The organism is Methanosarcina spelaei (genome assembly GCF_002287235.1).
Lineage (GTDB): Archaea > Halobacteriota > Methanosarcinia > Methanosarcinales > Methanosarcinaceae > Methanosarcina > Methanosarcina spelaei.
In genome coordinates, this window is the sequence record NZ_LMVP01000034.1 from 1 (window position 1) to 14,272 (window position 14,272).

8 protein-coding genes are annotated in these 14,272 nt (G+C 38.3%); 2 read left to right on the forward strand and 6 right to left on the reverse strand.

The window, feature by feature from the left end; translation table 11 throughout:
• Positions 1–1,454 precede the first annotated feature (1,454 nt).
• The 3 genes from ASJ81_RS02905 to ASJ81_RS02915 all read right to left on the reverse strand — a co-directional run bounded on the left by ASJ81_RS02905 (position 1,455) and on the right by ASJ81_RS02915 (position 4,957).
• On the reverse strand, positions 1,455–2,546 hold the full coding sequence (locus tag ASJ81_RS02905; RefSeq protein WP_095643165.1) for a hypothetical protein: 1,092 nt from the start codon (positions 2,544–2,546) through the stop codon (positions 1,455–1,457).
• Between the two features lie 284 nt (positions 2,547–2,830).
• Entirely contained in the window at positions 2,831–3,760 is a 930-nt protein-coding gene (locus ASJ81_RS02910; protein WP_095643166.1) for a DUF3344 domain-containing protein, read from the reverse strand.
• Between the two features lie 33 nt (positions 3,761–3,793).
• Entirely contained in the window at positions 3,794–4,957 is a 1,164-nt protein-coding gene (locus tag ASJ81_RS02915; protein WP_245859744.1) for an ABC transporter permease, read from the reverse strand.
• Positions 4,958–5,406: 449 nt separating this feature from the next.
• Between ASJ81_RS02915 and ASJ81_RS02920 the strand changes: the two genes are divergently transcribed.
• On the forward strand, positions 5,407–6,579 hold the full coding sequence (locus tag ASJ81_RS02920) for a DUF2117 family protein (RefSeq protein ID WP_095643168.1): 1,173 nt from the start codon (positions 5,407–5,409) through the stop codon (positions 6,577–6,579).
• A 95-nt stretch (positions 6,580–6,674) separates the two neighbouring features.
• Positions 6,675–7,547, forward strand: a complete 873-nt coding sequence (locus ASJ81_RS02925) for a COG1470 family protein (RefSeq protein WP_095643169.1) — start codon at positions 6,675–6,677, stop codon at positions 7,545–7,547.
• 615 nt (positions 7,548–8,162) lie between these two features.
• Here ASJ81_RS02925 and ASJ81_RS02930 read toward each other — a convergent pair.
• The 3 genes from ASJ81_RS02930 to ASJ81_RS02940 all read right to left on the reverse strand — a co-directional run bounded on the left by ASJ81_RS02930 (position 8,163) and on the right by ASJ81_RS02940 (position 13,535).
• Positions 8,163–9,362, reverse strand: a complete 1,200-nt coding sequence (locus ASJ81_RS02930; protein WP_095643170.1) for a hypothetical protein — start codon at positions 9,360–9,362, stop codon at positions 8,163–8,165.
• 148 nt (positions 9,363–9,510) lie between these two features.
• Complete coding sequence (locus ASJ81_RS02935) at positions 9,511–11,181, reverse strand: DUF3344 domain-containing protein (RefSeq protein WP_095643172.1); 1,671 nt, start codon at positions 11,179–11,181, stop codon at positions 9,511–9,513.
• Between the two features lie 527 nt (positions 11,182–11,708).
• Positions 11,709–13,535 carry a DUF3344 domain-containing protein gene (locus ASJ81_RS02940; RefSeq protein WP_095643171.1) on the reverse strand — a complete coding sequence of 609 codons (1,827 nt, stop codon included), beginning with the start codon at positions 13,533–13,535 and terminating at the stop codon, positions 11,709–11,711.
• Positions 13,536–14,272 lie beyond the last annotated feature (737 nt).

The window sequence follows — 14,272 nt, forward strand, 5'->3', positions numbered from 1 at the left end:
CTTTTTACGACCTATCAACTCTGTTCCACTTTTGTAAGATCCCTACTTATTTCGGTCATCCTCGAGGTTTTTGGGGAGCCACCGAGAGATATTATCCAATAAATTTATATAGTATGGATAATACAACAGAAATCCGAGAATAGATTCTCTTTTATCCTATTTCGGTCATCCTCAACGTTTTTTGGAAAATACGTCGAGCGATACTGTGCAGTAGGCGTGCACAGAGCATTCAAAATTGACAATGAAGAATCTGAACGTAGGCTTCTTCACCTTCTGTTCAGAGTCTTTATGTCATATGACCCAGTCACCTTATCCAGGTGATTGATAGCCGGAATATATCTCCACATCCTCGTTTTCTCGAATGTGAAGTAGCATATTTTTGGTTATAGAGGGGTCTTAAGGCAAATCAATAAGTCAGCAAGCAGCAAGTCAGTAAGTTTCACTTTCCTGAGCTGTTTACTCTTTCTTGCCTATCAACTTTTTTCCGGCAGTATATTTTTTAATGACATCATTTATTTAAATATTTTCCATTTGTGTTACTTGTATTCAAATTAGTCCTACTTAATGTGCATAATAAGAACTAATGTAATATGTAATGGAATTTTTAGATCTAATCTTGCTATAAATTAATCACTGTGGTGACTGTTTTCGATTAAGTTCAAAAGTATCATGTCTATAGAAAGGTCTGATGTCCAATTATAAACCTGTGGAGTCTAAATATAAATTTATGAAAAGATCTTACGGCCTTCCCATATTGAATCCACAGATTATTGACAATATTAATTTTAATAAGAATATATCAAATTTTATAAAAGAGATGGGAAGTATTATATAAAAGATGAGCGCGCAATTCAGATATAAGAATGTTATGATTTTTGCCTGGGCATTATTCTGGCATTTACCCCTTTATAAATAACATAATTTTTTATTATAATAACACCTGATGTTATTATAATGAAGGAAAATGTTAAATATAAGCTTGTCATACATATATGTGTCTATTCAAAGGACACAAAAAACAGAAACGCCTCCTAAATTAGTTACTTAAACATACGACTCTTAAAGATTCTTTACCTGTAAGCATGACCAGGTGAAGAACTTTAGGTGTAGCGTGTATTCCGCAAGTCCACAAAATAAAACCGTTTCCCAATATTGTACCGGTTCGAAAACTCATCTCACAAAAACGGTAGTAAGAAGCCAAACTCTAAGATACATATGTGCGGAATATTAGGGTGAAGGGTCAGGCCAAAAAAATTTCTGGTCCTTTTCCCCAATTAAACTTTTTTCAGGCTTTTCTAGAACGGTAGATGGGTTTACGGACTGAAATACAGATAAAAAGTAAAATTTTCTATATTTACTTGCTTTACTATTTACTTGCTTTACTATTTACTTGCTTTACTATTTACTTGCTTTACTATTTACTTGCTTTGTAATTTACAAAATCTGCATATTCTTTAAAGCCTTGCCCCGCTCATTTTTACAGCCGTATCGTAACCAAGCAGCCCTCCTATTAACCCTCCTGCACATGCAAGTGCAAGTTGGACTCCTATATACCAGGGTGCATATGAGATTTTCCACTCAACCGGGGCATAGAGCATATAGAACACAAGGGTTGAAACCATACCTCTTGATATGCCGTAGACCGCAGCTGTCAGTCGCCTGTCTGCGTAATCCATCCCGAATAAGAAGACAAGGACGTCAACCACAACTCCCTCGGCCAGGTAAAAGCCCAGCCACATTATCTGGGAACCCCAAACAACAACACTTATTAGCAGGACACAGGCAAAAAGTAAAGTTGCAGTTCCGGGCTTTCGGACCAGCTGCAGGGCTACCACCATCAGGATGACTGTGGGAATTGCAATAACCAGCCCGTCAAACCAGCCCAGATTGATGAGTTTACTTACGTACCGAAAAACTACGGCAATAATGGCTGCAAGAAGTGCTATTGTTATAAGGTCAACAGTTGAAAAGAGTTTGAGAACTCCAAAATGTTTTACAGCCACCAGAATGCCAGCAAAGAGCAGGAGGCTTGCCAGAATGGTAAAATAAGTCAGCCAGGAAGGTGGTGGTACAATACTTATAGTTTGTTCACTTTGCTGCTCACCACCAGGGTAGACCATATGAATTTTTAAAGGGACCTCTTTTTTAAACTTAATAGAGGCAGGTGGTTTTACATCAAGAAGGAGACCTGCGCTTTGTCCTGGAGACAGATCTCCTATTTCAGCCTTAAGGTTCTGTCCTTCCTTTGTTATGGAATATAACTGAGAAGAGGCTTTGATTTCCAGATCTTGTGGAACTTCAATTAGTACGGTTACATTATGTAAGGGTTCACTTCCGAGATTCTGAATATTTACTCTGGCCCTCTCCCATGTTTGTCCCGCTACAAGGACATTGGAAGCTTGATTCTTGTCCATTGGGACCTCCAGACTACACCCAAGGAGGGAGGTCGATGAGCTGGAAACTGCCCCTGATATGGTGACTCCAGGAGCAAAATAAACAGACAGGATCAGTGCAAGCACTGCTACGAGAATCAGTCCGTATTTCATATATTACCTCATTTCATCAGGATTGATTTTTTTTCAGAACTAATTTTCTTCGGGATTAATTTTCATAAGGGTAAATTTTCATAAGGATAAATTTTCATAAGGATAAATTTTCATAAGGATAAATTTTCATCAGAATTAATTTTTGTTAGAATTGATCTTAATCAGATTAAGTCCAGTTATCTATTCTATACAGTAAGCTATACAGTAAGAGGAATGCATACTTTTCAATCAAAGAATATTTTTTCTTTTTTGAATCAATGTTAGAAGACCTCTTATGTACAACCTTATCTCTTCCTAAACCTTATGGCAATAGCAAGGCAAGCCAGAAGACAGACAATTATTACTGGAAGAGGTACCTGTTCACCTTCTGCATTTTTTTGCTCATGCAATTTTAGATACTCGTCATTTGATCCCGATTCAGAAACAAGGACTGCAACACAGGGATGCAAATAGCCTTCATCTCCCCTCTCAAAGCAAAGAGAACTTTCCGTACTCTGCGGTGAGACTGAAGTTGAAAAAAGGTCAAAGTACTTTCCCTGAGCAGACCTGAAAATATCGCTTCCAATATTCATAGAATCGAAGTACAGTTCATCTTTTTCTCCTTCAGTGCCTGCCACAACCATTGTGTAGAGGCTTGAATTTTTCCCAGGGGACGTGCCTTCAAAGGTGCTCGTTACATTATCTTTATTATTTGTATACGCAAGAGCATAGTTACCCTCGTTGATCCAGAACTTGACCGGAGACATGGACCTGTTCTCACAAACAGCTACCAGGGTAGTGCCATAAGGTCCACCTCCCGGAATTTCAGGCGAGATCGAAACCTCATTCATTCCGGAATGGAGAGAATTGTTAGTTTCTAAACAATAGAGTCCGACTCCCCAGGCCGAAACATAATCCGGCTCTTGCCTTATTGTAAGATCCTTTCCGTTGACCGTTACACGGATACTGTTCCCACTTTTAGAATTCCAGACAGGTACGTAAAGTCTAGCGTATTTGATGTCCCCGGAGGGCAGTTTGAAATACTGGAGATAAGGGTTTTCTCCAGTATAGCCGTGTCCTCCGTCAACATAGACTTCTCCTCTGACAACTCCTTCTGCAATCGTATACGGAGGAATACCGTCTCCCTGCCAACCTCTATTTCCAGAGAAGAAAAAAAGAAGCAAAAGTACAGTTCCGAGCAGCCCTACTATGAAGATTTTCTTCCCAGTGTCCAAACAAACCATCTCCAGAACAAGTTAAGTATCCATTCAAAGATGCCTCAGAGCCTTGATAGGGTCCATTTTTGCGGCCCTCCAGGCAGGATAAATCCCTGAAAGCACGGACACAAATAAGGAAATTACAAAACCGGCTACAAGAATCTTGGGGTTTAAGGCAGTCAGATGGCCAATATTTTCTATTCCAAGCCGTGATATCAACAGTGGCCTCCCCACTCTATCTATGATCGTTGAGAGAAGAACACCAAAAAGATCTCCAAAAATCCCTCCAAGTGCTCCGATAAACAGACATTCGGCTAAAAACATTCGCAGGATGTCAGATTCCGAAGCTCCAAGAGCTTTTGAGATCCCTATCTCCCTGGTTCGTTCGTAGACCGAGACGACCATAGTGTTGATCACCATTAGTCCACCTACAAGCAGGGTAATACTTGAAAAAAAGACAAGGACAAGAGTCACCCCATTCATTATCCGGTTAACGGAATCAATTTCGTCCTGGGCACTTGAGGTAGCAAGTCCAAGTTTTTCGATCTGTCTTCTTGTATCGGTAACAAGAGAGGAACTTTCCACTTTAACCAGAGCCCCGTCATAATAATCCTTTTGGCTGAGTTCCTTTGCAGGTTCAAGCCTCATAAAAGCTTCATTGTCGATTTCGTTTCCGGTTGGCTTTAGATAACCTACTGGAATAAAACTTACTTCCTTATCGACTGGTCTTCCGTCATCTTCATAAAGGCGAAGCTTAGCTGTTATCGGTGTCCCTATTTTGGCTCCGTCCAATTTTTCCAGTTTTCCCCATAGATCACTTCCAAACACAATCTGGTTCTGTCCACTATCGAACCAGCCCCCTCCGGCAAGCTCAAGCTCATTTGCAGTGCTGTAATCTTCCTGAACACCAAATAAGTCAAAATAGCTCCCTGAAGGGCTAACATAGGCATCCTTTACATAGGGACAAACAAGCTTTCCATACTCTTTTAGTTCTTCCACTTTTGACTCACTTATAAGAGTGAGTCCATCATCCTTTAAACCTGGAGAAACATCAATCAGGGTCAGATCCCGGGACTTCTGGACCTCTTCTACCGCATTGATACGGAGACCTTCTCCGAAAGAGACGACGGCTACTACAGATGCTACTCCAATTGCGATTCCAAGGAGGATCAGCAGGCTTCGGAGTTTTTTAAGACGCAGCTGCCTTATTGCCATTGAAAATTCTTCTTTAAACATTGCTCAACAGTCCTTATTTCCATTTTCATTACTGTAATGGGGCAGGGATAAGACCAAAACGTAGCCATAACAAAGTATTAAAATTACAGTAACGTAAAATTAATTAAAGAAAAACATTATGGACTAAAGATTAAATAATACTTATTTTAGATTAATTAACATAAATTATGAATATATATCTTTTTTGATTTTTCACAACTAATTATTAAAGAGAAATCTTGAATTTAAAATGTCATTTACATTTAAATAGCCAAAAAAAGAGGTCATAAGGCAGTACAAATCTTAAGTAGAGGCTTAACCATAAAGTATTTCCAAGCTTATTTTAGTAATTTAAAAGTTAATACAACGAAATATTATGAAAAAATGTAAAACTAATAGTACGAAATAATTCGATGAGTATAATTAGTTTGAATATATGACTTGTATTTATGAAGATTGGAATTGTGGTTCATAATGTCCAGCTTATGGATTCCCCTCAGGTTATTAAAAATATTCTTACACTGCTCTCCAGGGAAAATCTCGTCGACGCCTGCCTATGCGGTACAATGGGAAAAGTTGCAGTTATTGATGCCGGCCTGGATGACTTGATTGAAATTAACCAGTTTCTGAGTCCAAGTGCCTGTATTGAGACTCTATTTAGATCAAATGACCTTGTATGCCTTCTGAACCATGGTAGAGAGCTAAAAACAGGACGAACTTTCGGAAGGATCGTAGTCTCACATATAGAAAATCCTGAAGAAAAGCCTCTTATACAGATCGAAAGACCAGGTTGTCCCGATGGCGAACTCATCCCATGGAATCAAGCTGCTGAACTCCACGTTGAAGAATTCTCCAAACTGCTTAACTTAAAAATCTCCCAGCCGCCACTTCCAATTAACACGATCGAAATCACTAACCATGGAAGGCGGATTTTGAGAAGAGTATCAGCCTTTCCAGGAGCATACATACTGGTTGAAGGAATCATTATTGGAAAAGCTACTTCTTCTGAGATCGCACTCATATCCGAAGATGGTTTTCTGACCTCAATGGAAGGAGGAATTATAAAAGAGCAGGGTATTGACATTCTTCATAAGCATGAAGAAAGAGTACCAATAGACCTTTCCAGATCCTGGGTAAAAACCGGCACTCCACGGAAAAACTCCGAAGCTCAAAGTTTTTTTAAAGATGAAAAAGAATTGGTAGCAAAAACTGCTACTTTAACAAAAAGCTCTTTTACGGAAACGGTTCCCGAAAATAGAGTTAAGGTCATCCTTATAGACCACTGCGCAGAACGTTCAATCGAGATGATTGAAGGAGCGGATTTTGCAATTACCATTGGAGATGACACAACCGAAATTGCAGGAAGTATATTTTCCAGGTTTGGAATCCCGATCCTCGGAGTTACAGATGGTGACTGTGACGAACTTGCAGTTTCAGTTACTTATTCTACAGGTTCTATGATCCTGAACTTAAAGTCCGGACAGGATGACGAGTTAGGGAGACTAATTCTACAGGATATTTTTTCAGGGGAAAATAGCGCTATTTTTGAAAATCTTGATAATTTGAAATCAAAGGTCATAAATCTTGCAGAGAATTCTCTTGAATCCATTACAGAATACTGAGCCATATCTAAGCACAAAAATGAAATGAGATACACAATAAAAAATAATACTTGAATTATGCATAAATTTGTACTGGGAAATTATGAGGTTTGTAAATGAAAATAAAAATTCTGATATTAATTGTCCCTCTTATAATCTCACTGCAAGCAGCTTCAGTATACGGAATGGGTGTTGGCGTGAGCCCAGGAAATATGAGTTTTAAACTTGCTCCTGGAACGTCCTCAGAGCAACCACTATACGTGATAAATACAGGAAATGAAACTGCAAAATATAATGTTTTTGTTAATGAAAGTGCTTATCAAAACTGGTTTACTTTTTCTCCATCTTCTTTTGACCTGAAAGCAGGAGAGGTTAAAGAAGTTAAAGTCACGCTCAAAGTTCCTGATTCCGCAGAAACAGACGTTAAATGTAAAATAAATATCCCATGTACCGTACCAGGAAGAATTGTTGGGGCAGGAATTATAATCCCTGTTTATGTTGAGCTCTCGACTTTAGAAGACAGTTCTTCTGAAAGAGTTTCTTCTGAAAGTAACTCCTCTAAAGGAATGTCTTCTGGTGATAGTTCTTCTGAAGTAGTCTCCTCTGATAGTAATTCTTCTAAAGGAACAGAAAACTCCTCAAACCCTTTAAATAAAATAGAAGTCAAAGAGGCCTTAAAACGGTCTGTAGAAAAAAACATCGATAACAGGCTTAATTTTACGCAAAATGTTACTCATATAGATGAGAAACTAAAAGATTATGCTCAAAAGAAGAATTTCACAAATCCTTTAACTGAAATAAAAGTCAAAGAGATCTTACAACAATTTTTGGTAAAAAATATCAATGTTGTGTTTAATTTCACGCAGAATATCACCCATATATGTGAGAAACTGAAAGAATATGCTGAAAATTTGCAAGTAATCGGAGTCGGGATTTTCGATAATGCAACCAGAAGTATTGACGGTACTACTAAAGTCTTGGCGATATGATCAAAAAAGGATCAGTTGAGAATGATCAAAAAAGGATCAGTTGAGAATGATCAAAAAAAGATCAGTTGAGAATGATCAAAAAAAGATCAGTTGAGAATAATTAAAAAAGGATCAGTTGAGAATGATCAAAAAAGATCAGTTGAGAATGATCAAAAAAAATCAGTTGAAAAAAAATCCTTCTGCTTTGGCCAAAATTAGAAGTTATGAAGAAAAGTTCAGTATTTTACCTGGATTTGATGTACCCCTTACAAATGTATCCTTGTGTTTGCAGAGCTGCTAATGAGAAGATGGATGTTTAGATAAAACATATAACTGGAAACTTGCAGGGAAAGTTAAAAAGGATAAGAGACTCGAAATTTCCAGATTTGCAAGAAAGCTTAAACTTGTCTTTCAAATGTCGTGCAAAAATATAGTAATCTTTAGTATAGTCAGCAATGAAATTGAGAAATGATCTGTCAGATAACAATTCATCCAACTTTCTTTTTGTCAACTTCTTTGTCAATTTTTTCCCTGAAATAGAATTGTCAGACAAACTGTGAAAATAACTGCTAAAGCGAAGTACTCATGAATCTCTTCGCACTCTCAAGTTATAAAAAAGCCTGAAAATCGCAAAGGTTATGCCGGTACCAGATCAACGTGCAGTTTTGTTTCTACTGGAGGTATTTTTTCTACCTGAGTTTTACGTTCATACTCTTTGTATGAAATATTTTCACATACCTTGATTGTGTTTTCGGAGTCGGAACATTCACTATATAATTGACCGCATAAATCTGCATATGCATGGGTTTGCGGTACTCTGTGTACTCCAAGTTTTTCGGATTTGACGGAGTAAGAAAACGTCTTCATTTCTTCCGGGGCCAGCACAAAGTCCTGGCTCAAATACGATGAGTTATCCATACCAGGGACACTTGCAATCGGTTCGGAACTGTTAATCATTGTAAATGTTGCTGGCAACAGGTCAATTAATGAGACATTTACCGACCTATCCTGAATATTTTTAACGGAAAGCGTAACATATGCAGGAGTTCCTGTAAAAACTTCGGACCCCGTGTATTTATAGATTTTCAGAGGTTCACTAACTTTAATTTCTACAACTTTGGAGAGGAAATGCTTACCTGAATTATCGTCCCAACTAACATTTGCAGTTATATTATAACTCTCTTTTATTTTTTCTGGAAATCTCAACTGAAGTTCAAAAGACTTTGTTGAGCCTTTATCAATCGTTATGTTTTCAGGAACTCCCTTATGAACCAGAAGCCCATCAGGATCCACATCAAATTTTATTTTGTCTGCTTTAATATTCCCTGTGTTTCTAAGCTCCGTATCAACAGTTACTTCGTCACCAAGCAGGTACTCATCTTTGTCAGCCTCAAAATCAAGATCCAGACTTACGGTATCTTCAGCAGGTTTTTCTTCTGCAGATTTTTTTGTTTCAAAAACAATTTCTGCTTCAGGTGAGCAAAGATTAGAAAACATAGGAAGATTTTCCCTATTAGTGACGTTGCAAGCCTTAAGCCGTATGTTGTCGTTGTCCATATAACACCAGCTTGAACTATTATTTTCCAGGACAGTATCTCCGAGGGTCAAGCCGTTTTTCGATATCCGAAGCCAGACCATGCCATAACTATCAAACTTCAGTGCTTCAAGAGTGTATTCATCAACAGAAACTATGCTTATTATCGGATTTTCATTTCCGAGGGTAACGGTCAAGCTGCTCCAATCATCTTCATTTGCTTCAGCAGGCATAATACCTGTGATCATGTAAGAAGCAATCAAAAAAACTGCAATAATATAGAAGTGACTTTTTCTGCTCATGGCTGTCCTCTCCGGTTTTGAAGTTTTATGAGTAAAGCAGCCAAAAGAAACCCGGAGACTACGCAAAATCTGAAGAGCCTGTCTCCAATTTTTTCAGAACCCGTTACAGAATAATTCACGTACAGGTTTCTATTGTATGCCCTGGTTTTCAAAATCGCCGCCACCAATTCGAAATCAAATTTTTAAAGAATAGATATATCTTATTTTGTAATAGGTCTTTATACCAGGAAATATGAAGTGTCTCGTTAGCGGATATTGTTTTACTTTGATTCTTAGACCTGGAGGATTCATTAAAGTCACGCAGGAAAGAAGCTTTTTTGTTGACAACAATAAGCTCTTTTGCAGTGTTATTTGCTTTGTCTACCGCAGAAACAGCTATTATATTGGAGCCTGAAACCATAGGTACCTTTGCGCTCCAGCTTCCGTCCGAAAGCATAGCTTTCCTTCCGTTCACATCCACTGTTAGGTTCCGACTCGTATCTTCAACCGTTCCACTTACTGTTATTTCTCCAGCATCTACAAAGCCTCCATCTTCCGGTGATTCTATTTCAATCTCAGGTGGAGTCATATCAACAATCTTAGCAAGAACAGGAGCATTGAAGTTATTTACCTCAGATGTTTCTTTTATTTTGTTGGCATAGTCAACGTATACTTTTAGAGCCTTCTGTCCGTCACTGGCAGGTTTCCAGTTAAACTCTATGGTTTTATTTTTATCACTAGCAAGAGAAGATACGGAAGCAGTGGATACTATTTCATCGTCAGCATAAAGTGCCGCCTGAAAACTACTTGCTGAGTCTTTTCCGGTATTTTTAATATTTGCCTTAATTACATTATCTTTACCTGCGCAGATCACAGGTAAAGTAAGTCCAGAGACTATGAGGTCAGAAGAGCTTCCAGCTTCTCCCGTTCCCAAAGTCAGTGCAGCCAGTACAGGATGCACGTAATCTTCGTCATCTCTTTGGAACTTGACTTCGTTGTCATCTTCGGTAAGAAAGTCCAGTACGTCAAAAAATTTTAAGTCAAAATAACTTTTTGAATTTGCAATGTCGTTTTTATTATCCCCATCCGAAAGCTGTTCATCGTTAAAGTATAGAGAGTCTTCAAGTCCAGGGCTGCCGCATAGGTAGGCTACAGCAAGGTTTGCGGTTTTGTATTTATCAGCATCTATCTTTCCAGAAAAGTCGGCATACCCTTCATCATGTGTTGACGACATATCTCCACTCCATCCTTTGCCATGAAGATTCAGGTTTCCTTCCTCTATCCAGTACTTTGTATCCTCTCCGTCTTTATCTTCATATACAGCAGCAAGGACTATACCATATACTCTGCCATCAATGCCCCCTTCAGTTTTTGCTTCCACTTTTACAGGTCCGGTACTTATGTTCGTGCCTACGTCATAAGCTACCCAATATACTCCATGTCCGGTACAATATATTGATGGATTCTGGTCTTCATCATCTCCGCTATCTGCTTTACCTTCCAGGTCTACACTTTCGAAATCTTCCCCATTGACAGTAAGATCCAGAGTTCCTTTCTTGTCTTCTGTGCCACCCCATACTCCCACATATATCCTTGCCCATTTTACGGAATCTCCAGGAACATTAAGTTCCTGCACATAAGGAGTTTCCTTAAGCCCTTCACCCCCATCAACGTAAAGTCCACCTTTTACCGTCCCTGATGTCGTTTCAATTAGTTCATCCTGTTCAGGGACACCTTCAAAATTGTAAGTTGCCAGGCAAGGAGAAATATACATAAAAATAATTGAAATTCCTGCAAAATACAGTAAAAATCTACTCAATTTCCTGCTATTTAACAGCATGTTCATTCTCTCATTTCTCAATAAGTTTTTAGCTTCTGGCAACTTAGCGGTCTTAGCCACTATTTCTTCTAACTTTCTACATAGAAAAGTTTCATTTTTAATTATGTATTAGTTCTGACAAACGGTAGATTTTTTCATAATTTATATTATTCATATATTAATTTTTCTAAATAATGTTATTTTATTTTAAGGAATTATGATTTTTAGTGTCGATTTAAAAATGATTACATTAACAAAGTCGCATATCAGAGTTTAAGATAAGGAAAAAACATGTAAAAACATAATATTCAAGAATGTAAATCTATATAATTTTATAAAAAGTTCTTAAATAAATTGGGTATTTTGGAGTAAGCCATGAAAACAATAAACCAAAGGTTAGTTTTCAGCTCTGGTCAAAAGGGCTAAAGTGGTCAAAAGGGCTAAAGGGTTGTTTTATCATAGTGTCAATGATCTCGCAACCCTTTGGCCTTAATTTCTTTTAATCTTTTCCAATCTAAAGTTTACTTGTTTTCAGAACATATATCCGATTATGTGTTTGATGTCACTGTTATGTAATTTGTTTTTGTTACCGTATTAATACCTGCAGCATTGGTAACTGTAAGTGTTACTGTATACTTTCCTGCTTTGGAATACTTATGCTTTGGATTTTGCCGGGTTGAAGTTGTCCCGTCTCCAAAACTCCATTTCCATTTAGTGGGTGTTCCGGCGCTTTTATCAGTAAAGGTAACTGTTAACGGTGCTTTTCCTGATGTAGGAGATGCAGAGAATGCAGCAACAGGTTTTGTTACAACTTTTATATAGTCTGTTTTTGTTACTGTGTTACTGCCTACAGCATTCTTTACTGTTAAGCTAACAGTATATACTCCTGCCTTTGAATATTTATGAATCGGGTTCTTTAAGGTTGAAGTTGTCCCATCTCCGAAACTCCATTTCCATGAAGTAGGTGTTCCTGTACTTTTATCAGTAAAGGTAACTGTTAACGGTGCTTTTCCTGATGTAGGAGACGCTGAAAAAGCAGCTGCTGGCGCAGCTCCTTGTTGTTTCTGGTACTCAACTACAAGGATCTGCTGGAGAGCATCCATGCCTCCGCTTGTTGTACCCTGGATTCCGGCTTCGTTCCCGGTTGCGTTAATGTAATTTTTCACATTAAAAACCAGGGGACTGCTGGTGCCTGGATTTCCCTGCCATGCATTGCTTGCAACGGTATTTCCATTAAAAAGCAGGTTTCCTTCATCGGGACCGGCACTTCCAGCAAAACTGTATAACTTAGCGCTTGCGACTTTATTCAGATCAACAGACATGCCTGTGAAAGGAGCATATGCTGTAGCCTCTTCGAGAGTGGTTCCGTAACTGGATGCAGATAAGCCCAGTTCGTCGCACTCTTCATTGATGAAGATCTGCTTCCGGGTTTCGTTAGAGTTCCGACAGATCACAACCAGAGTACTCGGATAAAGAGCATTGCTATTTCCAGCATTAGACGTCATGACAAGACTGTTTCCAGCAGATTTGAACTGGCTGGTCACATCAAAGACGTAAAGACCATATTTATACTCAGCATACCCACCAAAATTGCTCTTGTCAGTGTATGGAGTTCCACCTGTAAGCTGATGTCCGTTAAAGGAAGCATCCCATTTAGGTACTCCCCCAGAAGTGGTATCCCAGTTGTAAGCAAGATAGAGCCAGACCTTTTCTACGGTAGAACCGCTCGGGATCGGAAGATTGCTTGCAGTCCAAGTTTCGGTTCTGCTAGTCCAGCCAACAGATTTGTAAGCGGATTCAGGCTGTGTGAAATACAAAAAGTTACCCTGGAGGTCATAAGTCTGTTTGGTAGTGATGTCACTTCCGCCTTCCCAGTAACGTTTGCCCTTATACCCGTTATATTTGACCGCTTTAGCCATACTGTTTTTGTTGTTGTTAGCCTCATTAGTTTCAGGGATCAGGTTCTCAGGATCAACAACTGCAGTATAGGTTACGGTGCTACCTTCCAGATTGCGAATTGTTGGGTCGATCATCGTTAAAGTTGCTGTCCCTCCACTAGCTATAGATGCAATCGTTGTCGTGTTTACTGGAACTGAACCGGACACATCGCTGGCATAAAGGGCTACGTAAATATTATTTAGAGCAGCAGAGCCAGTGTTCTTGACGCCAGTAACCGTTATGGTATTTGATTCCCTGGCAAAGACCGCAGATCCTGGTACAGTGTTTACTATCCCGGATATAGTGAGATCGTTTGTTGCTTGTGAAACCTGCGAGTTAGTAACTGAAGGGCTTCCACCTCCGTAATTGTCAGCCAGGCAGACTCCGCTACTCAGAATCAGAGTTAACAATATCAAAATCAGTTTCCTATTCGTCAATCTTCCTCCTGTACTTCAATTAGAGAAAGAATTCCAGAGTTATGTGGTGCTATTTCCTAGATGAAACAGGAAACAAAGGGGTTTCCAAAAAAAATAGAGTTAGATAGTTATTTTGTTGTAAGAAAAGCGCTTATATTATAGTCCTACCTTTGGTCAAGTAACACGAAGTGCATTCTTATTTCTGATTAAGTTTTATTTACACATTTCTCCAGAATATCTTATCTCGATATCTTTCCATTATTGGATAACTTTTAATACTTATAAACATTTTATGATTAATTTTTCATATATATCAATCTTTTTAAATGTATCCATAGATACTTTTATTTAATTTTTTGTGAAAATATTATAAATAAAGCGCTTCAAATCCAATATCAATAAATTTGAGTAAAAAGTATCAAACTTACCACTTTAGTTTTCCATTTCAACTTGCTAACTAATAACTAAATAAAAAAAGCTGTTCTAACAGTTATTTTTTAACTATTGTAATAGGGATGAGACTGACTAGGGATGAGACTTACGGGGATGAGACTTACGGGGATGAGACTTACGGGGACGAGACTGACTCAGGATGAGACTTAATCATTTGAATTAAAAATATGGTTCTAAACTCTTCTTAGGTATAGATTATAGTTTAGTTAATGATGGCCACTGTTTTTGATTTTATATATTGAATGCATAATAGGACTTACGCACTTGAAATGTCGAAAACTTAATGCCATTTAAAATATAATTAT

What these genes read in the sequence shown, in the direction of transcription:
- ASJ81_RS02905 (WP_095643165.1), bottom strand. Translation starts at nt 2,546, where the DNA reads ATGAAATACGGACTGATTCTCGTAGCAGTGCTTGCACTGATCCTGTCT.
- ASJ81_RS02915 (WP_245859744.1), bottom strand. Translation starts at nt 4,957, where the DNA reads ATGGCAATAAGGCAGCTGCGTCTTAAAAAACTCCGAAGCCTGCTGATC.
- ASJ81_RS02920 (WP_095643168.1), top strand. Translation starts at nt 5,407, where the DNA reads ATGAAGATTGGAATTGTGGTTCATAATGTCCAGCTTATGGATTCCCCT.
- ASJ81_RS02925 (WP_095643169.1), top strand. Translation starts at nt 6,675, where the DNA reads ATGAAAATAAAAATTCTGATATTAATTGTCCCTCTTATAATCTCACTG.
- ASJ81_RS02930 (WP_095643170.1), bottom strand. Translation starts at nt 9,362, where the DNA reads ATGAGCAGAAAAAGTCACTTCTATATTATTGCAGTTTTTTTGATTGCT.
- ASJ81_RS02935 (WP_095643172.1), bottom strand. Translation starts at nt 11,181, where the DNA reads ATGCTGTTAAATAGCAGGAAATTGAGTAGATTTTTACTGTATTTTGCA.